Raw genomic sequence first — 24160 nt, 5'->3', positions numbered from 1 at the left:
AAAAATCCCGAACAAATGCTCGGGATTTTCAACAGTTTGTACTGGTTATTCTAATACAGTTCCAAAGCTTTTGCCTGTTGTAATAAATCCACCAAATTATCCACATTTAATTTTTTCATTAAACGTGCTTTGTAAGTGCTGACAGTTTTTTCATTTAAGTTTAGACCTTCAGCAACCTCCTTGTTTCTCTTTCCGCTAGCCAATAGTTTTAAAACTTCTACTTCTCTAGAAGATAATTTTCTAAAGAATCTTCGTGGTTTTTGTGTGCCTTCATCAAAAGCTAAACGCTGGGCCAATTCGTTTGTTATGAACATGTTGCCTTCACTCACTTTTCTTACAGCGGAGATAATGTAGTCAAGGTCCGCAGTTTTGGATAGATAACCAAACGCTCCTGCGCGAATAGTGCTTAATGCATAAACATCTTCAGATTGTCCACTATACATTAGTGATTTTACGTTAGGGAATTCTTGCTTTAGCTTTCTTAGCGTAGCAATACCGTTTATCTCTGGAATGTCCATCTCGAGCATTACTACATCCGGGGTAACTTTATCCAACATATCAAATAGTTGAGAAGTAGTTGAAACATCAGCAATGACCTCAATATCTGAACTAGCTTCAAGGACTTGTTTAATGCCTAACCGAACTATGGGATGATTGTCAGCTATTAATACTTTTATCATTTGGTTTGAGTTTTATTCGTTTGTTTAGTAATTAATTACTTACGCGGCGTAGCGAGCAAGTTAACGATTTGATGACGTAAAACTGTAATTTTTTTCTTAAAACCTTAGAATTTCTGGGGTTTTTTTCGTCTTAAGCTGGGTTTTATGGGTCAAAAGGTCATTTTAGGCGAGCAGGAATTTCACAAATGGGTATAGGAATCATCTTATGCTTGTTAGCAGTATTAAACTTTTTATATATGGTGAATACTTCTCTTTCTCTGTCAGAAAAATCTTCTATAGTTTTTTTATTATCATCCATTTTCATGGCCCATTCAAGCTCTGGATAGGAAGCGCCTATCTGATCTTCATCTGTTCTGCTATCTCCCCACAGCCCATCTGTAGGGGCAGCTTCCATGATATCCTGATTAACACCCAGTACTTTTCCAACATCGTAGACTTCGGTTTTTAAAAGGTCGGCAATAGGGCTCAAATCTACTCCGCCATCACCGTACTTAGTATAAAAACCTACACCAAAATCTTCCACCTTGTTTCCTGTGCCCGCTACTAAATACCCATTTAACGCGGCAAAATAGTATAGTGTTGTCATTCTTAGCCTTGCTCTGGTATTTGCCAAGGACATAAATCTATCTTCTTCGTTTTGTACACTAGGCAAAGCAGAGACCAAACTATCAAATACTGGAGTTAGATTAACATGTTGCCTATTTACATTGGAAAAGTTGTTCATTAACCATTCAATATGTTTATCTGCTCTGGTTACTTGATTTTTTCCTTGATGAATGGGCATCTCTAAACATAAAAGGTCTAGCCCTGTCTTGGCACAGAGGGTCGAAGTAACAGCAGAATCTATTCCTCCAGACACCCCTATTACAAATCCTTTGCTATTTGCATTGGTCGCATAGTCCTTCAACCAACTTACAATATGTTCTATCACCTTTTCAGTTTGCATGTATTACTTTTTAGATTCAATAAATTACCTTTGTGCCCTGTAAATTTAAACGCTGTAGTGCTAAAAATGAAGAGGTTGTTGAAATACTTTGATATATACACATTTGGTGGAGCAGTTTTTTTGACAATACTTTTCCTTAATGGATGCAAACAACCGGACAAAACAGCAGAAGAGGTCTCCAAAATACAGATTGACCTAGATGTAATCCGGTTTGATCGAGAGTTTGCTTCCGCATCGGCAGAAACTATTCCTACTTTAAAGTCCAAATACCCCTATTTATTTCCAGAGCAATTCGAAGATAGTATCTGGATTGCCAAACTCACAGACACTATTCAAGTTGAGTTGTCCGATGAGGTTGACAAAACTTTTGGCAGTTTTGAACAGGAAAAAAAAGATTTAGAGTCACTTTTTAAGCATGTGACCTATTATTTTCCAAAGTTCGTAACACCGAAAGTGGTAACGGTCACATCCGATGTGGGCTATAACAATCGTGTAATTCTGACAGATACATTGCTATTGTTAGGTTTAGATAATTATTTAGGTACCGATCACCATTTTTATAAAAGTATTCAACGTTACATTGCTGCGGGACTGGACAAACAATATCTAACTTCTGATGTTGCAAGCGCTATTGCAAAGAAAGTGCTGAAATATCCACGAGATAGATCTTTTATTGCAAGAATGGTGTATTATGGAAAAGAACTATACATAAAAGATAAGGTACTTCCCTTAACTTCTGATGCTCAGAAGATAGGATATACCAATGAAGAGATGGAGTGGGCCACAAACAACGAGGAACAGATTTGGCGCTATTTTGTAGAAAAAGAATTGCTATATAGTACAGATGCTAAACTGGACCGAAGATTTTTGGAGCCTGCACCCTTTTCCAAATTTCAATTAGAACTAGATAGTGAATCTCCAGGAAGACTTGGAAGGTATATAGGATGGCAGATGGTCAGGGCCTTTATGGAAAAGAACAACCTTACATTACAACAACTTTTGAACCTGCCTGGCGATGAAATTTTTAAAAAATCAAATTACAAACCAAGAAAATAGATGGCAATAGCACATACTTCAGAAATAAAATTAACCGTTGGACTTGATGAAAACCGAGTTCCGGAAGAATTAAACTGGTCTGCCCAGGATGGCGGTATAGAGAATGAGGAGGCCAAGGCCATGATGTTGTCCGTTTGGGATAGCAAGAACAGGGAATCTTTGAAGATAGATTTGTGGACCAAGGACATGCCCGTGGACGATATGAAAATTTTTTTTCATCAAACATTGGTAACTATGGCAGATACATTTATGAAAGCCACCCAAGATGAAAAAATGACTGCCACCATGAAAGATTTTTGCGATTATTTTGCAGAGAAGTTAGAGTTGAAATAGGCTTTCTATTTATGGTATGGGCTGATTTAACTTATTAAATTGATTTCTTTCCTCTTGGTTTAGACCCAAAGCCTTTTCAATTTTTTCTTTTGTGGGTTTTAACATGAAAAAATAAAAGATCAAAACAAGAGATACTATTAAGTATGCCATGTTCTCGGTAATCATGAAGGCTACAACACCAAATAATGCAGGTGCTTCCACTAAAGCATATTTGATAATGGATGCTGTTTGAAAACGTGCCAGTTTTTGTTTTAAATTAATTGTTTTAGGAATGTTTTTTACGGAATGCTTAAAAATGAAATCTCCCAAAAAGAGACAGATGACAGAAACTATGGGCACAATCATTAAATAGATATCATCAGTATTGGATAAATCAAAACTAGTGCTTTGTGTCTGAAAATAGATTATACCACTAAGCACAACAGGACTTGAGATTAAACCCAAATGAAGTAGGGATAGGGTCTTTATAAATCCGTTAGGGGTAAGCGAGTGTTTCTGTGTTCCCATAACTTTGAGCAAAAAGATTTAGCTGTAAATAAAGGTAAATTGCAAACAAATAGCATGAACAAATTGGTCAAACCCTTAAATGATGTGAAATATGATGGGTTTCACTTGATATTCTTAATATGTTAACTGCAAAAAAGTAGAAAAACCCAGTTAGTTCTGAAAATAGTCTTTGGGAGACATGCCCATCAATTTTTTAAATGACTTGTTAAATGTAGTTTTTGAGTTGAAACCAGCCTCTTGGGCCAATCCGAAAAAAGTAAGGTTTTCTGCTTTTTGGGATTTAGCAAGCTCTACAAATTCCTTGATTCTGTAGAAATTTACATATTCAAAAAAGTTCATGCCAATACGTTCATTAAGTAGCCTGGCTATCTCTGGATTGCTAACACCCAGCATTTCTGAAAGTTCAGACTTCGCCAATTTTCTATTTAGGTACGGCTTTTTTTCGGTCATCAATGTTTCAAGGGTTGTTTTCAAATTGTCCAAGTCTTGCATGGAGAGTTTAGATTGTTGGTATTTTTTAGCCTCCCTATATTTTCCAAATTTAAATAACTCAGGCTCCTTAATTCCATAGTAGGCTATAAACAGAATAATAAGTGCTATACCAAGCCAAATGGTCCTTCTGGCAGTTCTTTCAATAGTATCAACACCAAGGATGCTTATGAAATAGACAACCAGCCAGCAAGTAAGACAAAGGCCAATGGCAGTAAGAAAGTTCGAGAAAAATTGGGTTTTTATGGAGTAACTCAGCTCATTGCGAAGCCCTTTTTTTACTTGAAAAAAAATCCTACAGCTTAATATCCAATAGGTAATATTGAAAGCCAAACCAATGCCTACAAGTAGAGTTATGGATCTATAAAGCTCCCCGCTTTTTGCCCGTTCGCCAATTATTTGGTCCGATGGTAACATGAAATAAACAACGATGATAAGGATATATATAACTCCGGGGATATAATGAATCAAATCAGATGGATGAAACGGTGCGCCCTTTAGGGAAGAACGAGTAAATAAATATATGGTAGAGCCAAACATTAAAATGGAAAACTCTGAAAAGGAGTAAAACCGGAAGTTTTGCCCAAATAATTCGGAAATATAAATGATGCGTCCAGTTAGGCCAACTGCCAATAAAACAATTAGAAAGGCCAAATAGCCGTTTATGTTTTTTCTGCTTTTTGGTGAAAAAATATAAATGAACAGCAAAAAAAGACTTTGAAAGTATGCGAAATAAACGAATTGATTGATTACTGTTTGCATATGACTAAAATAAGCAGACCATACTAAAATGGCCTGCTTACCGCGTGGCTATTTAAGTATAAACTGATTTACATGCTTAACGCCGTAATGGTCCATTTTTAAATTGGTTTCATAGAATTTTTTGAATGATGCTTCATTTTCCCACTCGTTAATAATCAAATAATCTGGATTATAATAATATCCAAATGGAGAAGCACCGTTAACAAGTTCTACCTTTATAACGGCACCATGTTGCTTTGCTTTGTTGTTCCAATTATTCTTGAATTTTAAAAAAGATGAGCTTTCATTAGCCCAATAGGCCGTTACTACGTTGTACTTATTTAGGTTGATTTCAAATGAAAGGTCTTTTTTAAGCTCCCAATAAGTAAGTGCAAATGTTGACCAAAGATCTCTTCTTCTTTTGTGAAAATCTGGTAAGGAAGTTTTAATCTCACTTAGAAACTTAGATCTACTATCAAATGAATTCCAGTATCCAAAAACCATACTTTGGGGGTGGTAATTGCCTTGCGTGTATTTTTCAACGCCAAAGCCGGGTTGAGGGTTATAACCGTTTTTTTGTGCTACCGGAAATACAAGCTTAAAGTATTCCTGTAACAAATCATCCTTGTTTGGGTTTTGATTTAGAAAGATGATATCCAGTACTTGTCCTTTCTTTAGATTAAAAGACTTTTTGTTTTCTTGGGCCGTCATAGTTGCAATACAAAGAACAAATAGAAATGAGGATAATTGATTTTTTAGAAGTTTCATGAATCTGTTTTAAAGTTTTACAGGATTCAAATGTATTTGCAAGCGGGCATATGGAAAAGTATTATAGGTCTTAATACGAACGCATACGGTATTTGTACACTTTAACCCAAAGTAGAAGGGTATAATGGTGCATGTTTCTCTTAAAGATAGAGGTAGAAGAGGAAGAAAATAGAGCTAAGAAATAGTAGGAGACAGATTTACTCAGCAAAAACTTCGTAGTGTATTACTTCTTCAGGAAAATCAACCAAGTATTTTTGATCTTCAGGATAATATTTGGCTCTTGTTAACTGTGTTCCAGCAAAATTTTTAATCACCTCTAAATTATCCCAGAAGGTAATTAACTCAAAATATGCATATTTGCTATCTGTTCGTTTAAGAAAGGTAAGTTTTACAAAGCCATCTGTTTTTGAATAATCGGGAACAGCCCTTTCCTTCATGAAGGATTCATATTCCTGCAGATGTTCCAATTTTGTTCTTCCTTTCCAGATTCGTGCAATCATGCCATATCTAATTTCTAACCATGAAAAATACTCTTTTATTCCTGTATTTTAGATAAGAAGCGTTGTATTTTTAGTTCATGAAAAAGAAAAGACCTCAAAAACTCCTTTTTGTTTATAATGCTAATTCTGGGACTCGCAATGCTATTTTAGACAGTATGCATAAAGTTTTAAGTCCATCAACTTACGATTGTAATCTATGTGATATCACTTTTGGTGTTATTGCGGAAAATAGGATTTGGAAAAAGTTCAGGCAATCAAGTAAACAAGAGATGCTCTTTTTACATAAAGATGAATTTGCGAAAAAATATGCATCAAAATTTGGACATAAATTTACTTTTCCCATTATACTGGTGGAAGGAACGCATGGATTGGAGATTGTAATTTCTACAGAAGAACTAAATCAGTTAAAAACAGCCAGCGGATTGGTTAGGTTGGTAAAGGAGCGGACACCTTAAAACTTATGATTGCTTAAAAAACTCTCCATTTATGTTATCAATATAGTTGAGCAGTTCATCTTTGCCCGTACGGTGGGTAGAAGAAGTGATAAAATAAAGGGGTGCTTCTTCCCAAACGCTATCCAGTAAATGCTGGATATAGTTTTTCGCCTTTTTTTCAATGGTATTGGGTTTCAATTTGTCCGCTTTGGTGAAAATTATGGCAAACGGAACATTGTTGGTGCCCAACCATTCCATAAATTCAAGATCTACTGGTTGCGGTTCATGCCTGATATCAATTAAAACAAACCCGCATACTAATTGCTTTCGTTCTTGGAAGTATTCTGTAATGTACTTCTGAAAAATCTTTTTATCCTTTTTGGATACCCTTGCGTAGCCATAACCGGGTAAATCGACCAAAAACCAGTTGTTGTTTATTTTAAAATGGTTGATGAGCTGTGTTTTTCCAGGTCGCCCAGAAGTTTTAGCCAAACTTTTACGCTCCATCAACATATTAATAAGTGATGACTTGCCTACATTGGACCGTCCAATAAAAGCATATTCAGGTAAGGGTTCGTTAGGGCATTTGGCTACATTGGAATTGCTCATTACAAATTCGGCCGAGGTAATCTTCATGGTCTAAAAATTGCGTTTGGCCAACCAAGCCTCAAGAATGGAATTGAAGTCCTGCGGATGTTCCATCATAGGGGCGTGGCCACATTTTTCTATCCAGAACAAGTCTGAATCTGGCAGCAGAGAATGAAACTCTTCCGCAACATTAGGAGGAGTTACTGTATCGTTTTTACCCCATATAATGCAAGTTGGAGTTTTCATATGTGGCAAATCCTTGGACATGTTGTGCCGTATTGCACTCTTGGCTATTGCAAGTGTCTTCACCAATTTCATTCGATCATTTACGGTAGCGAAAACTTCATCTACAATTTCTTTAGTGGCTACCTCTGGGTCATAGAAAACATCCTGTGCTTTCTTTTTTATGAATTCATAGTCTCCACGTTTTGGGTAACCATCTCCCATAGCACTTTCATAAAGGCCAGAACTACCTGTAATCACCAATGCCTTAACCATTTCTGGAAACATTTTGGTATGCAAAAGACCAATATGACCTCCTAGGGAATTGCCTAAAAGAATAACGTTGTTCAGTCCTTTGAATTCAATGAAACCTTCTAAAAACTTGGCAAAGTTCTTAACTGTGGTCTTCAACATCGGCATATCATAGATGGGAAGCTCAGGTATTAAAACCTGATACCCTTTGGATGGGAAATATTCAGATACTCCTTGGAAGTTGCTCAGTCCTCCCATAAGACCGTGCAATATAATCATGGGAGTGCCTTCACCCATTTCAATATATCGGTATTTACCTTCCTCAATAATATGCTCTTCCATCTAAAATTAGTTGGTCTAAGTGGGCAAATATAGGCAATTCATATCACACAGATTTGGAGTGTTTGGTTCTTCAAAAATCAGGATTTAGACAATACATAAACAGTGAATAAAACCATTTGGTAAGACGTTGTGTACAATTTTTCGGGTAAAATGTAATTTTTTCTTGATTTGTGGAATATTTATTAACAAATGTGTCTTTAAGTGGAGAAATGTGGAAATAAAATCTATATATTTGAGTTATTGTTTATAACCAATTGATTTCTAGTGACCCATATCATAGGACAACATGACTGTAAAGCTGATACCAAGGGACGGGTAATACTGCCTATTTCCTTAAAGAATCAATTGTTGCCAGTTTTGAGCGAAGGCTTTGTGATTAAGCGGTCTGTTTTTCAGCAATGCTTGGAACTTTACCCTAAGAGCGAGTTTGATGTGTTGATGCAAAAAGTACTGAAGAAAAGCAAAATCAACAGAAAGTATGATGCTTTTGTTAGAAACTTTGTTGCAGGTATGAAAGAGGTTACGATTGATGCAGATACCGCTAGACTGCAAATACCTAAGAATCTGGTTGAATATGCTGAAATAGGTAAGGAAGTGGTATTGAATGCAGTTTTTGACAAAATAGAAATTTGGAACAAAGATAAGTACGAGATGGTCTTGGCTGACGGTGAGGCGGACTATGCAGATTTGGCCGAAGAGATTTTTGCTGACGATGACTAGGGAATATCATAATCCGGTGCTGCTCCATGAGTCAGTAGATGGATTAAATATAAAGGAAGATGGAGTTTATGTAGATGTCACTTTTGGTGGCGGTGGTCACTCCAGAGAAATATTGAGAAGGCTGGGAAAAGAAGGAAGGTTGTTTGCATTTGACCAAGATGAGGATGCGTTGGCAAATACGATTGAGGACGACCGGTTTCAGTTGATAAATCAGAATTTTCAATTTCTCAAACAGTTTTTAAAGTTCTATGGCATTCGGAAAGTTGATGGAATCTTGGCAGATTTTGGAGTTTCTTCCCATCAGTTCGATGAGGCGGAACGTGGTTTCTCCATTCGCTTCAATGCGGATTTGGATATGCGGATGAACAGAAATAGTGAGTTATCCGCTTATCAAGTGATCAATAAATATTCCCAAGAAAATTTAGCATCGGTTTTGTTTCAATATGGCGAATTACGCAATGCAAACGCTATGGCAAACGCCATTTTAGAATCAAGGTCAGAAACCCCGATCAAAACCACAGGTCAGTTAAAAGAGTCCTTAAAGCGGTTTTTGCCCAAAATGAAGGAGAACAAGATTTTGGCACAGATCTACCAGGCAATTAGGATAGAGGTCAACCAAGAGATAGAGGTGCTCAAGGATTTTTTGCTTCAAACACCTGAGGTTCTTAAGGTGGGAGGGCGATTAAGTCTGATAAGTTATCATTCTTTGGAAGATAGATTGGTCAAGAGATTTATTAGGGCTGGAAAATTTGAAGGAGAACCTGAAAAGGATTTTTATGGGAATATAGATGTTCCCCTGAAAAAAGTGGGCGGATTGATAATTCCATCAGCAGAAGAAATTGGTCGCAACAACAGAGCAAGAAGCGCCAAGCTGCGCATAGCAGAACGGATTTAAAATTAAAGAGCAAAATGAAAAAAGGACTACTGGACATTTTAAAAGGAAAATTTTTGGTTAGCGGAGATGCTCCCAAGAACTGGATGTTTTTATTGTTTGCTTCTTTCCTTGCTGCCATGATGATTTCGAGTAGTCATAAAGCAGATAAAAAAGTACATGAAATAGCGGCCCTGAGCGAAGAGGTGCGCATGTTGAAAAGTGAATTTTTTGAGCATAGGTCAACGGTTCAACAATTAAAGTTGGAATCCTCTCTAAGAGAATCAGTGGCGGTCGAGGGCCTTGGTCCTTCAAAAAATCCGCCAAAGAAAATCAAAGTAAAATCAGAAGAGTAAATGGCAATAACGGAAAAAAACATAATGAATAGGCTATACCTGATTGCAGGTTGTCTCGTCGTTTTTTCCATTTGCGTAGTTATAAAGTTGGTGGACATACAAATGATTAAGGGTGAAGATTATAAAGAACTTGCTCTTAATAAGACAGAAAAGATGTTTACCATAGAACCAAATAGGGGCAATCTATATTCGGATGATGGTAGCTTGCTTGCTGCTTCAGTACCAAAATATGAGATACGGTTTGATGCCAAAACCGTGTCAGAAGAAAATTTTCAGAACAATGTTGCCGCTCTTTCAGATTCCCTAGGAAATCTTTTTAATAGGCCCTCTTCCTATTACAGACAGCTTTTTAGAAAAGCACGCGCAAATAATAACAGGTACAAGTTGGTAGCCAGAAACATTGACTATTTGGAATATATACGCATAAAGCAATTTCCATTATTTAAGTTGGGTCCTTATAAAGGTGGCTTTATAGAAACGCATAGGGTTGTTCGGGAATACCCTTTGGGCAAAATGGCGGCCAGAAGTATTGGTTACGAAAAAGTAGATGAAAATGGGTATTATACCAGAGTTGGTTTAGATGGAGCTTTTGGGGAACAATACCTTAGGGGAAAAGAAGGAAAGCGTTTAAAGCAAAAAATTGCAAAGGGCCAGTGGAAGCCAGTGGGTCTAGATAATATTGTTGAGCCACAGGATGGATTGGACGTGGTTTCCACAATCGATATCAATATTCAAGATATAGCTCATCATGAACTTTTGGGCCAATTGGAAAAATACCAAGCAGATCACGGATGTGTTGTGGTAATGGAAACTGCTACCGGTGAGATCAAGGCAATTTCAAATTTGGGCAGGACTTCAGAAGGAAAATATTATGAGAAATTAAATTATGCGGTAGGAGAATCTCATGAGCCGGGCTCTACTTTTAAGTTGATGTCCATGGTAGCCGCTTTGGAAGATAAGGTGATTGACACCAGCACAGTTATTGATACGGAGAAAGGAAGGTACAGAATTTATGACCGTGTGGTAAAAGACTCTAAATGGGGAGGCTATGGAAAGATTTCCGCATCAAAAGCCTTTGCAGTTTCTTCCAATACAGCTTTTGCAAAAATTATTAACGAGAACTACAAAGAGAAGCCAAAAAAATTTGTGGATCGCCTTATGAACATGGGGCTTCATAAAAAGCTAGGGTTGCCTATTATTGGTGAAGGAGACCCGGTAATTCGGTATCCTGGTGATGAAGGGTGGTCCGGGATTTCTTTAGGATGGATGTCCCATGGGTATGAAGTGTCCATGACCCCTATACAGACATTGGCATTTTACAACGCCATTGCAAATGACGGGGAATTTGTAAAGCCCAGATTGATCAAGGAAGTGCGGGAAGGTAACAAGGTTCTTAAAAGATTCGATAAAGAGGTGACGAACGCTTCCATCTGTTCCAAGGAAACAGTGAAAAAAGCACAACAACTATTGAAAGATGTAGTTGAGAAAAAATACGGTACGGGTCATGGATTGTATTCCAAAAACTTTTCAATGGCGGGTAAGACAGGGACCTGTCAAAAGAACTATGTGGCTAAAGACCCAGATAAACTAGCATATATTTCCTCATTTGCTGGTTATTTTCCTGCAGACAATCCAAAATACTCTTGTATTGTAATTATCCACGAACCTGATAAAAGTGTTGGGTATTATGGGGCGGACGTATCGGGGCCAGTTTTCAAATCGATGGCGCAAAAGATTTATGCTACCTCACCAACGGTGGACGAGGTAAAAGGAAAGGCCTTCAATGAAGAAACCTTAGAGGAAGATTACAAACAATACTATGCCCAGGCGCAGAAAAAATATACTAAAGTACCTAACGTAAAAGGAATGTGCGGAATGGACGCGGTTTCATTACTAGAGAATTTAGGACTGCAGGTTGAGGTGAGAGGTAATGGAAAAGTAAGAAAGCAATCCATTAACCAAGGAACAGAAATAAATCAGGTAAAGAAAATAGTGCTGGAACTGTCATGAAGTTGTTAAAGGACATATTGTATGGGGCTGGTCTTTCCGCGGTAAGCGGAAATACAAACGTAATGGTCAACCATGTTCATTTTGACTCTAGAAAAGTTGGAATGGACGATGTTTTCGTAGCCATTAGAGGTTCAATTACAGATGGGCACGAGTATATTCAAAAAGCTGTGGAATCTGGGGCTAAAGCTGTTGTTTGTGAAGAGCTTCCAGAATTATTGGTAAATGGGGTAACCTATTTAAAGGTTGTTGACTGTAATAGTGCTTTGGCCATAATAGCATCCAATTATTACAACAATCCTTCCAAGAACCTTAAGCTTGTTGGTATTACTGGCACCAATGGCAAAACAACAGTAAGTACACTATTGTATAATTTGTTTAGAAAGGCCGGTTATAAGGTGGGGTTGATTTCTACCATAAAGATAATGGTGGACAAAAAAGAATACCCTACCAGTTTAACCACTCCAGATGCTTTAACCATAAATAAACATTTGTCTCTAATGAGCGATGAGGGTGTGGAATTCTGTTTTATGGAGGTCAGTTCGCATGGAATCTATCAAAAAAGGTCTGAAGGATTACATTTTGAAGGTGCAATTTTTACAAACCTTTCTCATGATCACCTTGACTATCATAAAACTTTTGCCGAGTACCGGGACACTAAGAAAAAACTCTTTGACGATCTTCCCAAAACCGCTTTTGCCTTAAGTAACATTGATGATAAGAATGGCTTGGTTATGTTGCAAAACACCAAAGCAAAAAAATGTACCTACGCACTAAAGTCATATGCTGACTATAGAGCACAGATATTGGAAAAACAGTTTGATGGACAGTTGCTCAAAATTGATGATAATGAACTTTGGTCTAAGCTAATAGGAGATTTTAATGCTTATAATCTGTTGGCCATCTATGCTACAGCAGACCTTTTGGGTCTTGAAAAAATGGAAACCCTTAAACTTATCAGCGAGTTGGAAAATGTAGATGGTAGGTTTCAATATTTTATATCAAAAGAAAAAATAACGGCAATAGTTGATTATGCCCATACGCCGGATGCGTTAAAAAATGTGTTGGTTACGATCAATGCATTGAGGACTGGAAATGAAAACGTCATCACCGTAGTGGGGTGTGGTGGTGACCGTGATAAGTCTAAGCGTCCGGTTATGGGTCATATCGCCTCAGAAATGAGCAATCATGCGATTTTCACATCAGATAACCCAAGAACTGAACCTCCTGTTTCAATTATTGAGGAGATGGAATCTGGGGTCGAGCCCCAAAATACCAATAAAGTGTTGGCCATTGAGAATAGAAAGCAAGCAATCAAGACTGCTTGTAAACTGGCTTTGGCTAATGATATCATTTTAGTTGCGGGAAAAGGGCACGAGACCTATCAAGAAACAAATGGTGTTAGAACAGATTTTGATGATTTTAAGGAAATAAAAGAGGCCTTGGCCAATTTAAATAAATAATTGTAGTCCATGTTATACTACTTGTTCGAATATTTAGAGAATCAATATCAATTGCCAGGGGCATCACTGTTCCAGTTCCAGACATTTAGGGCAGGTATGGCGGTATTGTTTTCGCTATTGATTGCAATGGTCTACGGAAAGCGGATTATTCTGTTTTTGCAAAAGAAGCAAATAGGAGAAAGTATTCGTGATTTGGGCCTGGAAGGACAAAAACAAAAAGCTGGTACACCCACCATGGGCGGGTTGATTATCATCATATCTACATTGCTGCCAGTTTTGTTGTTTGCAGATATTAAGAACATTTATATCATCCTATTGATCGTTACAACCATATGGATGGGGATCATCGGGTTTGTTGATGATTATATCAAAATCTTTAAGAAAGATAAAAAAGGCTTAAAGGGTAGATTTAAAATATTAGGTCAGGTAGTGTTGGGTTTAATTGTTGGCGCGGTTCTCTACTTTCATCCTGAGGTAACAATCAAGGAAAAAGATACTACCCGAATAACAGAGAACTTCAAAGTAGAAAAAGTATTTGGACAGGACATTAAGTCTCTGGGCACCAATGTTCCATTTTTTAAGAACAATGAACTGGATTATGCTGATTGGATTACTTGGGCCGGTGACGGACTGGAAGATTATGCATGGTTGATTTTTATCCCCGTGGTCATATTAATTGTTACGGCAGTGTCAAATGGCGCAAACCTTACTGATGGAATTGATGGGCTCGCGGCAGGTTCATCCGCAATAATTGTATTGACTTTGGGAATTTTTGCCTTGGTCTCCGGTAACATTCAGTTTTCAGATTACCTGGATATTTTCTACATCCCTAGGGTTGGGGAGCTGTTAATTTTTATTGCTGCGTTTGTTGGGGCTTTAGTTGGTTTTTTATGGTACAATGCGTACCCGGCGCAGGTTTTTATGGGAGATACAGGTAGTTTGACTATTGGCGGGGTAATCGCCGTTATTGCCATTATTGTCAGGAAAGAATTGTTGATTCCGTTGTTATGCGGAATTTTCTTCGCCGAGACACTATCCGTAATGCTTCAGGTAAGCTACTTTAAAAGGACAAAGAAGAAATATGGCGAAGGTAAAAGGTTGTTTTTGATGGCGCCTTTACATCACCACTATCAAAAGAAATTATATCACGAGAGCAAGATAGTTACCCGATTTTGGATTATTGGAATTTTGCTGGCAATAGTCAGCATTGTGACATTAAAAGTCAGATAAATGGCTCGCTTAGTAATTCTAGGAGGTGGGGAAAGCGGTGTTGGAACAGCAATACTGGGAAAGAAAAAGGGATTTGAAGTCTTTGTCTCGGACAAAGGAGAAATAAAAGAAGAGTACAAAAAAGTTCTTGAACATTTTGAGATTGAATGGGAATCAGGTACCCATACAGAAGCTAAGATTCTAAATGCAGATGTGGTTATGAAAAGCCCTGGCATACCAGATAAAATTCCTTTAGTGGAAAAATTGGTTGCAAGTGGCATTTCTGTTGTTTCTGAAATTGAATTTGCTTCAAAATACACCAGCGCTACCTTAATTGGCATTACGGGAAGTAATGGTAAGACCACCACCACAATGTTGGCACATCACCTGCTTAAAAGTGATGGATTAAATGTAGGCATGGCAGGAAACATTGGTGATAGTTATGCAAAGATGGTGGCCGAACAAGATTTTGGTCATTACGTATTGGAGATAAGCAGTTTTCAATTGGATGGCATAATAGATTTTAAACCATATATAGCTGTCCTTACCAATATTACTCCAGATCATTTAGATCGATACGAGTATAAGTTTGAGAACTATATCGCCTCAAAATTTAGGATAGCCATGAATCAGGACGAAAATGATTTCCTTATTTATGATGCAGATGATGAAGTAATCAAAAATTGGTTAAAAAATCACCCAGTTCAATCCAAATTGGTTCCCTTTTCACTAAGGGAAAAACAAAAAGAAGGAGCATGGCTCGAAAATGAAAAGATTAAAATGAATATTGAACATAAAACCTTGGAAATGAGTACAGATATTTTGGCCCTTGATGGTCAGCACAACGTAAAGAACACCATGGCGGCAGGACTCGCGGCGCTATTGGTAAATGTAAGAAAGGAAACTATCCGTCAGAGTATTCAAACTTTTCAAGGGGTTCCACATAGACTGGAAAAAGTCTTGAAAATTAACCATGTAGAATACATTAACGATTCCAAGGCAACAAATGTAAATGCAACCTATTACGCCCTTGACGGAATTAAAAAACCAATTGTTTGGATAGTGGGTGGTGTTGACAAGGGTAACGATTACAAGGAATTGATGCCAATGGTAAGGGAAAAAGTAAAAGCCATAGTCTGTTTGGGAATGGACAATTCTAAACTAAAAGATGCTTTTAGCAATGTCATTGATTTAATGGTGGAAACATATTCTATGGAAGAAGCTGTAAAGGTGGCATATAAAATTGCAGAGAGGGGAGATTCAGTTTTATTGTCTCCTGCATGCGCAAGTTTTGATCTTTTTGAGAACTACGAGGATAGAGGAAACCAATTTAAAACGGCAATTAAAAATTTATAATAATGTTGACGGTATTTAAAAATTTGAAAGGTGATAAAGCCATTTGGGGCGTAGTGGCTCTTTTGGCCCTTTTCTCATTTTTACCGGTGTATAGTGCAAGTACCAATTTGGTATATGTAAATGACGATGGCACAACCTTTGGGCACCTAATAAAACATGCGGTACTATTGTTTTTAGGATTTGGAATTATTTACGCAGTCCATCGAATCCCAACACATTATTTTAAAGGACTTTCCATAATAGCATTGCCCATTGTTTTAATTCTATTGGTGTACACACTTACTGTAGAAACCAAAATAGGCGGCGTTACTGCAAATAGATGGATTAAGATTCCGTTTGTAGGTGTCAATTTTCAGACATCAACTTTGGCATCAGTTGTTTTAATGATATGGATTGCACGGTATTTAACAAAAATAAAGGATGTTGCAATCACATTTAAAGAAAGCATATTGCCATTGTGGCTACCAACAGTTTTAGTTGTTTTATTGATTTTACCTGAAAATTTTTCCACAGCGGCCATAATTAGCTTTTTGGTTTTGGTGCTCTGTTTTTTAGGTGGATATCCCCTTAAATATTTGTTTGCCATAGTTGGGACCGGAATAGTGCTGTCTGGAATGTTTTTGTTTGTGCTATTTAAAACCCCCGAGATATTGCCGCAACGGGCAGGAACATGGAAATCCAGAATCGAAACTTTTTGGAGTCCAGAAAAAGCAGGGAAAGATGATTTACATCAACTTACCCTTGCAAAGATTGCCATAGCAGAAGGCGGTGTAGTAGGAAAGGGTGCGGGAAAAAGTGTCATTAAAAACATGCTCTCTCAAAGCACTTCTGATTTCATTTTTGCAATAATTATAGAAGAGTATGGACTGCTGGGAGGAGGGGCCTTATTGTTCTTCTATTTGTTACTTCTATTTCGGATTGTAGTGGTCGCAAATTCAGCTAAGACCATTTTTTCCAAATTGTTGGTGATTGGTGTGGGTTTACCAATTGTTTTTCAAGCATTCATCAATATGGCTGTAGTGGTACAATTATTTCCGGTAACAGGTCAACCATTGCCATTGATCAGCATGGGAGGAACGTCTATTTGGATGACGTGTATGGCGATTGGCATTATACTGAGTGCAAGCAACAAAAAAGAAAATTTAGAGGAGGAATCCTATAACATAGATGAAAGTAATCCTTTAGAAGTATTAAGTGGGCAATTATAGGTTTATACTTTCTGGAGGAGGCACGGGAGGACATATTTATCCGGCAATAGCAATTGCCAATGAGCTGAAAAAGAGGTATCCAAAAGCTGAATTTTTGTTTGTTGGAGCTAAGGATAAAATGGAAATGGAGAAAGTACCGCAAGCAGGATATAAAATAGAAGGCTTGTGGATAAGTGGATTGCAACGGAAACTGACACTTAAAAATTTAATGTTTCCATTAAAACTAATAAGTAGTTTGTTGAGAGCACGGCAAATAACAAAACGGTTTAAACCCAATGTGGCCATTGGCACGGGGGGATTTGCCAGTGGACCATTGCTTAAGATGGCCGCTAGCGGTAAAATTCCATGTTTGTTACAGGAGCAAAACTCTTACGCAGGAATAACGAACAAATTGTTGGCAAGTAAGGCAAAGCGCATTTGTGTTGCCTATGATGGTATGGAGCAATTTTTCCCAAAAGAAAAAATTATTAAGACGGGTAACCCTGTCCGTTCCGATTTGGTTGATCTAAAGATTGATAAAAAAGAGGCAATTGAGTTTTTTGGATTGGATTCAAGCAAGAAGACCATATTGATCCTAGGAGGTAGTTTGGGCGCGAGAAGGGTGAATCAATTAATTGAAAAAGAACTTGATTTTTTTCAACATCAAGGAGTGCAGCTAATATGGCAATGTGGTAAACTGTATAATGAGGATTATAAGCAATACGATTCAAGTTCTGTAAAGGTTTTGGCCTTTTTAAATAGAATGGATTATGCGTATACAGCTGCAGATATAATCCTTTCCAGAGCAGGGGCTGGGTCGGTATCAGAATTGTGTTTGGTAGGAAAGCCAGTAATATTTATACCATCACCCAATGTGGCAGAAGACCATCAGACCAAAAATGCGAGAGCACTGGTCTCAAAAAATGCTGCTCTTATGCTAAAGGAAAGCGAATTGGATTCTGAATTCGAGAAAAGTTTTATAAACCTCATGGATTCAGCTGACACTCAAAATAAGTTGAGCACTAATATTAAGGAGTTGGCTATGCCAAAAGCTACGGAGCACATAGTTGATGAAATTGAAAAATTGTTTAAATGAATTTAAAGGACATCCATAACGTCTTCTTTATTGGTATCGGAGGTATAGGTATGTCCGCCTTGGCGCGCTATTTCAAATATATAGACAAGAAGGTGATGGGATACGACAAAACTCAGACTCCTATCACGGATGAGCTTATTGAAAAGGAAATTTTTGTGCACTTCAAAGATGAAGTACGCCTAATACCGGATATGTTTAAAAATGTTAAAAATACACTTGTGGTCTATACTCCGGCGGTACCATCTACACATTCGCAATTAAATTTCTTCAGGGAAAATGGTTTTGTAGTAAAAAAACGTTCCGAAGTGTTGGGTATTATTACCAGAGATACGTTTTGTTTTGCAGTAGCAGGTACGCACGGAAAGACTACTACCTCTTGCATTTTAGCTCATTTACTTAAAGAAAGTGGCACCCCTTTAACGGCCTTTTTAGGAGGTATTTCAGAAGATTTCAACAGCAATTTTGTGTTGGAAGGAACAGAATACTCGGTTGTAGAGGCAGATGAGTTTGATAGATCGTTTTTACAACTTTCACCAGATGTAGCTTGTATTACCTCTATGGATGCAGACCATCTGGACATTTATGGAACAAGCAATGAACTACAAAAGTCTTTTAGGGATTTTGTTGAAAAAATAAAGCCTGGTGGGATGCTTTTTATTAGGAATGGACTTCCATTACAAGGCACTACTTATGGGATTGAGGATGGATCAGATTATCGTATAGAAAACATTTCAATTGAACAGGGCACCTACATATTTGATTTGGTTACTCCCACAGGGGTATTGGAACGGGTTCGTTTTAATAAGCCGGGAAGGCACAATTTACTTAATGGATTAGCTGCATTTGCAATGGCGTTGCAAGCTGGTTCTCCCCCGCACCGTCTCGCTGAGGCATTAGGGACCTTTAAAGGAGTGCAAAGAAGATTTTCCTATCAGATACAGGATACGGATTTTACTTTTATTGATGATTACGCACATCACCCAACAGAGATCAGTGCTGTTTACGAAGCAATAAAAGAAATGCACCCAAATGAGGAAATAACCGCAGTTTTTCAGCCTCATTTGTTTTCTAGAACAAAGGATTTTGCTGATGATTTTGCAAAAAGTCTATCAAAATTTGATGTGGTTCTGTTATTGGAAATATATCCAGCAAGAGAAGAGCCTATCAAGGGGATTACTTCAGCTTGGCTATTGGAGAAAATCAATAATCCAAAGAAAAAGTTGGTTTCTAAACTTAATCTAATAAACGAAATAAAAAATTGTAAAACAGGCGTTTTGGTAACAATGGGAGCTGGCGATATTGGAATGGAGATACCAAAAATAAAAAAAGAATTAGCGTATGCGAGTTAATTGGAATTACATAAAATTGACGCTTTTGTCCATTACCATAATTGGACTTTATGGTTTTGCAGAGCATCGTAGCAAGAAAAAAAGAGTGGCAGATATATCCATTAATTTTTTGGGGGACAATAACTTATACCTTACAGAAGCCTCAGTTAATAAATTGTTAATACAAAATTATGGCACGGTAAAAAATAGGGCTAAAGAAGAATTAGTTTTGAATACCATAGAGGATATTATACTGTCCAATGCTATGGTGAAAAACGCCCAAGTCTATCTTACTGTAAATGGAGAACTTATATCTAAGATTGTTCAGCGTAAACCAATTGGAAGAGTAGAGGGAGTCTCTAAATTTTATTTGGATGATTTGGGAAAACGTATGCCTTTATCCAAGGATCATTCAGCTAGAGTTCCCATAATTACTGGGAAAATTACGGGTAAAAGCCTTGAGGACGCCTATACGATTTTAAATTATATCAACGAGGACGATTTTCTTAGAAAAAATGTTATCGGTATACATGTTGAGGAAGAAGGAAAGTACCAATTAAAGTTTCGTTTAGAAAACTTTGTGGTGAATTTGGGAGGAGTTGAAAACCTCAATGAGAAGTTCAAAAATTTTATGGCGTTTTATGCAAAAGCTGCCAAGGACAATTCTTTGGAGAAATATGCAATAGTAAGTTTAGAATTCAATAATCAAGTGGTGTGCACCAAAATATAAAGTATGGAACAAGGTAATTATTCAGTTGGTTTGGATATTGGAACTACCAAAATCGTTGCGATTATTGGTAAGGAAAATGAGTATGGCAAAATAGAGATTTTAGGAACAGGTAAGTCAAAAAGCTTGGGTGTTCATAGAGGTGTGGTCAATAACATTACTCAGACCATTTCATCCATTCAACAGGCAGTGGAGCAAGCAGAGGTAGACTCTGGGTTAAAAATAGGCTCTGTTGTCGTGGGCATTGCTGGGCAGCATATAAGAAGTCTTCAGCACAGTGATTATATCACAAGGCCAAATTCAGAAGAAGTAATCAACGATGATGATTTGGAGAAACTCTGTAATCAAGTCTATAAGTTGGTCATGCTTCCAGGTGAAGAGATCATACATGTTTTGCCGCAGGAATACCGTGTGGATGGCCAACCGGAAATAAAAGAGCCCAAAGGGATGTACGGTGGTCGATTAGAGGCCAACTTTCATGTAGTGGTCGGGCAGGTTTCGTCCATCAAAAATATTGGTAGATGTATAAAGAGTGCTGGTCTGGACTTGGCAAACATCACCTTGGAGCCATTAGCATCGGCAGAAGCTGTTTTAAGTCAGGAAGAAAAGGAAGCAGGAGTTGCTTTGATTGATATAGGAGGTGGAACCACAGACCTTGCAATCTTTAAGGATGGAATCATTCGTCATACCTCGGTAATACCTTTTGGGGGAAATGTCATCACAGAAGATATTAAAGAAGGTTGTTCAATTATAGAGAAGCAGGCTGAATTATTAAAGATAAAATTTGGCTCCGCATGGCCGGGTGAAAATAAGGATAACGAGATTGTTTCCATTCCTGGACTAAGGGGCAGGGAGCCTAAAGAAATCACCTTGAAAAACCTATCCAAAATTATCCATGCTCGGGTAGTGGAGATTGTGGAACAGGTTTATGTTGAAATAAAGAACTATGGTCACGAAGAACAAAAGAAAAAACTAATTGCCGGTATTGTATTAACGGGTGGAGGAAGCCAGTTGAAGCATTTGAAACAATTGGTTGAATATATCACCGGAATGGATACACGTATTGGATATCCTAATGAGCATTTGGCAGGAGATTCTGAAGAAGAGATTGCAAGTCCTTTATATGCAACAGCAGTTGGACTTTTAATGAATGCTTTGGAAACAACTTCCATGAACGCTGTCATGGAAGAAGAAATACAAGAAGATGAACAGGTTTTGGTGGGCCAAGAGCATGTGGCAAACAAATCGGCAAATATGTCGATGAAAGAAAGAAAATCAATTTTTGACAAATGGTCCGAAAAGCTAAAGGACTTTTTGGACAACGCGGAGTAATAACCCTATATAGCACACCCTAATAAGTAACAAAAAACTATCATGAGTAAGAGCACCGAATTTGATAACATCGCTTTTGATCTTCCCAAGAACAAGAGCAACGTAATAAAAGTAATTGGCGTTGGTGGTGGAGGTAGCAATGCCATCAATCACATGTTTCAAGCTGGTATCAACGGAGTGGATTTTGTAATCTGCAATACAGATGCCCAAGCTTTACAAAATAGTACGGTTCCCAATAAAATCCAACTGGGTGTGTCCTTAACGGAGGGACTTGGTGCTGGAGCCAATCCAGATGTTGGCGAGCAGGCTGCATTGGAAAGCATGGAAGATTTAAAAACATTGTTAGGACATACCACTAAAATGGTCTTTATTACTGCCGGTATGGGTGGTGGTACAGGAACAGGTGCAGCGCCTATCATTGCCAAAGTGGCCAGAGAGATGGATGTCCTTACGGTAGGTATTGTTACGATTCCTTTTCAGTTTGAAGGAGCTATGCGTAACAAACAAGCTCAGGCCGGTATTGAAAAACTACGTTCCAATGTGGATTCGCTAATCGTAATCAACAACAACAAATTACGAGAAGTATATGGAAATCTTGGGTTTAAAGCAGGTTTTTCAAAGGCAGATGAGGTTTTGGCAACCGCGGCAAAGGGAATTGCGGAGGTAATTACACATCACTATACACAAAACATTGACCTTAGGGATGCCAAAACAGTACTTTCCAATAGTGGTACTGCAATAATGGGTTCATCTACGGCATCTGGCTCGGCAAGGGCTGGAGAGGCCATCATGAAGGCACTGGATTCACCGTTATTGAACGACAATAAAATAAATGGAGCCAAAAACGTATTGTTACTTATTGTTTCTGGTTCACAGGAAATCACCATTGATGAAATAGGGGAAATCAATGACTATATCCAAATTGAAGCGGGACATGGCGCAAACATTATTATGGGTGTTGGTGAAGATGAAGGCTTGGGAGACGCCATTGCTGTAACGGTGATCGCTACAGGATTCAATGTAGATCAACAAGATGATATAGTAAATACGGAAACCAAAAAGGTCTTTTATACACTGGAAGATGAGCAAATCGCAGAACAGGAATTAACTCCTGATACTACTACTGTTCAAGAAATTAAGGTTGAAACACCTATTGACCAGGAACCGGTAATAGTTAAGCATACGCTGGAAATGGAAGAAGAGGAAAAGGTAGAAGAAGTTCTGCCAAAAGCTGAAGAGATTGAGCTTATTCCAACTACAAATTACATCCGAAACTTTAATGTTTTTTATGAAGAAGTAATTCCTGAAAGCTTAGAAGATGATTTTGTTATCATAGAAGCAAAGAGCATACTTAATGATATTGATGTAATAGATCCAGAGGTTGTTTCGCCAAAAGCGGCAGAGGATCAATTTGCGTTAACGTTTGATATGCCCTTGAACAAAACGGAAGAAAAGGATGAAGAGGAAAAGGAGCATACCATTACGTTCAATTTAGATGATGGCTTAAAAGATATTGATGTAAATGAATATGTAGAGGTAAAGCCCGTATTGGAGTTTAAAAAAGAAGGGGAGACCCGTTACAATTTGGAAGAATACATGGAGTTGGAAACCCAATTGACGGGGGCTAGGTCCGTAGCGGAAACCCATGAGCCCAAATTGGTTGAAGATGAATTGGTGTTTGAGAAAAAAACAATAAAGACCGAGGCTTCTACAGGTGGAGAAAATGCTTCAGGAAATGTAGATCCGTTTAACAGTTCCATTAATGATCTATTAAAAGATCGCGCAGACGAACGAAGAAAGAAATTAAAGAATTTCAATTACAAATTTCAAAACAACAGGAACAGTATTGACGAAATAGAAAAGCAACCTGCTTACAAGAGGCAGGGGGTGGATTTAGATGATACTCCCCAAGAGCAAAAGGTCTCTAGGACAACACTGAGCGAGGACAGCAATGACGATTTACAATTGCGTTCCAACAACTCTTTTTTGCATGATAATGTTGATTAGTAGTGTTTAAATTGAAATCCATTTAAGATGGAGAGCATAAACCCGTTAGTTAAGAGACTTTCGGGTTTATTTTTTATCTTCGCTGCCCAAAATAGAGATAAAATGAGTTTGCAAGATCAGGTAATGATAGAGATGAAAACAGCAATGAAAGCAAAAGATACTGTTGCGCTGGAATCATTGCGAGCTATTAAATCTGCAATTCTGTTGGCTAAGACGGATAAAGGCGGTGGTGGAGAACTTTCTGAAGAAGATGAGGTTAAACTGGTCCAAAAATTGGTAAAACAACGTAAGGACAGCGCTACAATATTTACGGAGCAAGGAAGAGAGGATTTAGCAGCTCCAGAATTGGCCCAAGTGGCCATAATTGAAAAGTTTTTACCAGAACAGCTCACTGAGGAAGAAATTGAAAAAGTTGTTGTAATGACCATCGATTCAATCGGCGCATCAGGAATGAAGGATATGGGCAAGGTGATGGGCATTGTTTCCAAAGAATTGGCCGGGCAAGCAGATGGCAAGACCATTTCTAGCATTGTTAAGGCTAAATTAAATTCTTAAAGATATGGCCACGTAGCTCAGCTGAATAGAGCACTGGATTTCGGCTCCAGCGGTCGTAGGTTTGAATCCTACCGTGGTCACAAAAAGC

Annotated in this window: 25 protein-coding genes and 1 tRNA gene; 18 read left to right on the top strand and 8 right to left on the bottom strand. The window is 37.9% G+C overall.

The window, feature by feature from the left end; all coding sequences use genetic code 11:
• Positions 1-50 precede the first annotated feature (50 nt).
• The gene (locus DKG77_RS13790) at positions 51-680 is read right to left on the bottom strand and encodes a response regulator (protein WP_109664107.1); all 630 of its coding nucleotides are present in this window, start codon (positions 678-680) and stop codon (positions 51-53) included.
• Positions 681-837: 157 nt separating this feature from the next.
• A complete protein-coding gene (gene nadE / locus DKG77_RS13785) occupies positions 838-1626 on the bottom strand; it encodes an NAD(+) synthase (RefSeq protein ID WP_109664104.1) in 789 nt (262 codons plus the stop codon).
• A gap of 66 nt (positions 1627-1692) precedes the next feature.
• Between nadE and gldB the strand changes: the two genes are divergently transcribed.
• A complete protein-coding gene (gene gldB, locus DKG77_RS13780; RefSeq protein WP_109664101.1) occupies positions 1693-2682 on the top strand; it encodes a gliding motility lipoprotein GldB in 990 nt (329 codons plus the stop codon).
• A complete protein-coding gene (gene gldC / locus DKG77_RS13775) occupies positions 2683-3015 on the top strand; it encodes a gliding motility protein GldC (RefSeq protein WP_109664099.1) in 333 nt (110 codons plus the stop codon). It abuts the gene before it with no gap.
• Between the two features lie 9 nt (positions 3016-3024).
• Here the strand turns inward: gldC and DKG77_RS13770 are convergent, their stop codons facing one another.
• The 4 genes from DKG77_RS13770 to DKG77_RS13755 all read right to left on the bottom strand — a co-directional run bounded on the left by DKG77_RS13770 (position 3025) and on the right by DKG77_RS13755 (position 6020).
• A complete protein-coding gene (locus tag DKG77_RS13770; protein WP_109664096.1) occupies positions 3025-3522 on the bottom strand; it encodes a hypothetical protein in 498 nt (165 codons plus the stop codon).
• A gap of 150 nt (positions 3523-3672) precedes the next feature.
• On the bottom strand, positions 3673-4773 hold the full coding sequence (locus DKG77_RS13765; RefSeq protein WP_109664094.1) for an AraC family transcriptional regulator: 1101 nt from the start codon (positions 4771-4773) through the stop codon (positions 3673-3675).
• Positions 4774-4821: 48 nt separating this feature from the next.
• Positions 4822-5520 (bottom strand): hypothetical protein, encoded by a 699-nt coding sequence (locus tag DKG77_RS13760; RefSeq protein ID WP_133248460.1) that lies wholly within the window; start codon positions 5518-5520, stop codon positions 4822-4824.
• Positions 5521-5717: 197 nt separating this feature from the next.
• Positions 5718-6020, bottom strand: a complete 303-nt coding sequence (locus DKG77_RS13755; protein WP_109664088.1) for an antibiotic biosynthesis monooxygenase — start codon at positions 6018-6020, stop codon at positions 5718-5720.
• Positions 6021-6097: 77 nt separating this feature from the next.
• Between DKG77_RS13755 and DKG77_RS13750 the strand changes: the two genes are divergently transcribed.
• On the top strand, positions 6098-6475 hold the full coding sequence (locus DKG77_RS13750) for a GTPase (protein WP_109664085.1): 378 nt from the start codon (positions 6098-6100) through the stop codon (positions 6473-6475).
• A 3-nt stretch (positions 6476-6478) separates the two neighbouring features.
• Here the strand turns inward: DKG77_RS13750 and yihA are convergent, their stop codons facing one another.
• Both yihA and DKG77_RS13740 read right to left on the bottom strand, forming a co-directional pair.
• Positions 6479-7090, bottom strand: coding sequence for a ribosome biogenesis GTP-binding protein YihA/YsxC (gene yihA, locus DKG77_RS13745; RefSeq protein ID WP_109664082.1), 612 nt, complete (start codon positions 7088-7090; stop codon positions 6479-6481).
• A 3-nt stretch (positions 7091-7093) separates the two neighbouring features.
• Positions 7094-7858: an alpha/beta fold hydrolase gene (locus tag DKG77_RS13740; RefSeq protein WP_109664080.1), complete on the bottom strand. Its 765-nt coding sequence runs from the start codon at positions 7856-7858 to the stop codon at positions 7094-7096.
• Positions 7859-8122: 264 nt separating this feature from the next.
• Between DKG77_RS13740 and DKG77_RS13735 the strand changes: the two genes are divergently transcribed.
• From DKG77_RS13735 to DKG77_RS13665, 15 genes are all read left to right on the top strand, one after another.
• Positions 8123-8578, top strand: coding sequence for a division/cell wall cluster transcriptional repressor MraZ (locus DKG77_RS13735; protein WP_109664077.1), 456 nt, complete (start codon positions 8123-8125; stop codon positions 8576-8578).
• The gene (gene rsmH / locus DKG77_RS13730) at positions 8571-9473 is read left to right on the top strand and encodes a 16S rRNA (cytosine(1402)-N(4))-methyltransferase RsmH (RefSeq protein WP_109664076.1); all 903 of its coding nucleotides are present in this window, start codon (positions 8571-8573) and stop codon (positions 9471-9473) included. The genes DKG77_RS13735 and rsmH overlap by 8 nt, the downstream gene beginning before the upstream one ends.
• A 14-nt stretch (positions 9474-9487) precedes the next feature.
• Complete coding sequence (locus tag DKG77_RS13725; protein ID WP_109664073.1) at positions 9488-9805, top strand: FtsL-like putative cell division protein; 318 nt, start codon at positions 9488-9490, stop codon at positions 9803-9805.
• Positions 9806-11815 (top strand): penicillin-binding protein, encoded by a 2010-nt coding sequence (locus DKG77_RS13720; protein WP_109664071.1) that lies wholly within the window; start codon positions 9806-9808, stop codon positions 11813-11815.
• Complete coding sequence (locus DKG77_RS13715) at positions 11812-13275, top strand: UDP-N-acetylmuramoyl-L-alanyl-D-glutamate--2,6-diaminopimelate ligase (protein WP_109664068.1); 1464 nt, start codon at positions 11812-11814, stop codon at positions 13273-13275. The genes DKG77_RS13720 and DKG77_RS13715 overlap by 4 nt, the downstream gene beginning before the upstream one ends.
• Before the next feature lie 9 nt (positions 13276-13284).
• Complete coding sequence (gene mraY, locus DKG77_RS13710; RefSeq protein ID WP_109664065.1) at positions 13285-14505, top strand: phospho-N-acetylmuramoyl-pentapeptide-transferase; 1221 nt, start codon at positions 13285-13287, stop codon at positions 14503-14505.
• The gene (gene murD / locus DKG77_RS13705; protein WP_109664063.1) at positions 14506-15840 is read left to right on the top strand and encodes a UDP-N-acetylmuramoyl-L-alanine--D-glutamate ligase; all 1335 of its coding nucleotides are present in this window, start codon (positions 14506-14508) and stop codon (positions 15838-15840) included.
• 2 nt (positions 15841-15842) lie between these two features.
• Positions 15843-17048, top strand: a complete 1206-nt coding sequence (locus DKG77_RS13700) for an FtsW/RodA/SpoVE family cell cycle protein (protein WP_109664061.1) — start codon at positions 15843-15845, stop codon at positions 17046-17048.
• Positions 17035-18123: an undecaprenyldiphospho-muramoylpentapeptide beta-N-acetylglucosaminyltransferase gene (gene murG, locus DKG77_RS13695; RefSeq protein WP_109664058.1), complete on the top strand. Its 1089-nt coding sequence runs from the start codon at positions 17035-17037 to the stop codon at positions 18121-18123. The genes DKG77_RS13700 and murG overlap by 14 nt, the downstream gene beginning before the upstream one ends.
• Positions 18120-19472 (top strand): UDP-N-acetylmuramate--L-alanine ligase, encoded by a 1353-nt coding sequence (murC, locus tag DKG77_RS13690; protein ID WP_109664055.1) that lies wholly within the window; start codon positions 18120-18122, stop codon positions 19470-19472. Before murG ends, murC begins: the two co-directional genes overlap by 4 nt.
• Positions 19462-20181: a cell division protein FtsQ/DivIB gene (locus DKG77_RS13685; protein ID WP_109664053.1), complete on the top strand. Its 720-nt coding sequence runs from the start codon at positions 19462-19464 to the stop codon at positions 20179-20181. Before murC ends, DKG77_RS13685 begins: the two co-directional genes overlap by 11 nt.
• A 3-nt stretch (positions 20182-20184) precedes the next feature.
• A complete protein-coding gene (gene ftsA, locus DKG77_RS13680; protein WP_109664050.1) occupies positions 20185-21510 on the top strand; it encodes a cell division protein FtsA in 1326 nt (441 codons plus the stop codon).
• 42 nt (positions 21511-21552) lie between these two features.
• Positions 21553-23517 carry a cell division protein FtsZ gene (gene ftsZ / locus DKG77_RS13675; RefSeq protein WP_109664048.1) on the top strand — a complete coding sequence of 655 codons (1965 nt, stop codon included), beginning with the start codon at positions 21553-21555 and terminating at the stop codon, positions 23515-23517.
• Positions 23518-23619: 102 nt separating this feature from the next.
• On the top strand, positions 23620-24072 hold the full coding sequence (locus tag DKG77_RS13670; RefSeq protein WP_109664406.1) for a GatB/YqeY domain-containing protein: 453 nt from the start codon (positions 23620-23622) through the stop codon (positions 24070-24072).
• 6 nt (positions 24073-24078) lie between these two features.
• A tRNA-Arg gene (locus tag DKG77_RS13665) sits at positions 24079-24152 on the top strand.
• Positions 24153-24160: the final 8 nt, after the last annotated feature.

This window comes from Flagellimonas aquimarina (assembly GCF_003149745.1).
GTDB lineage: Bacteria > Bacteroidota > Bacteroidia > Flavobacteriales > Flavobacteriaceae > Flagellimonas > Flagellimonas aquimarina.
The sequence above is the reverse complement of the archived record's forward strand: the minus strand, read 5'-3'. Positions and strand labels throughout refer to the sequence as shown.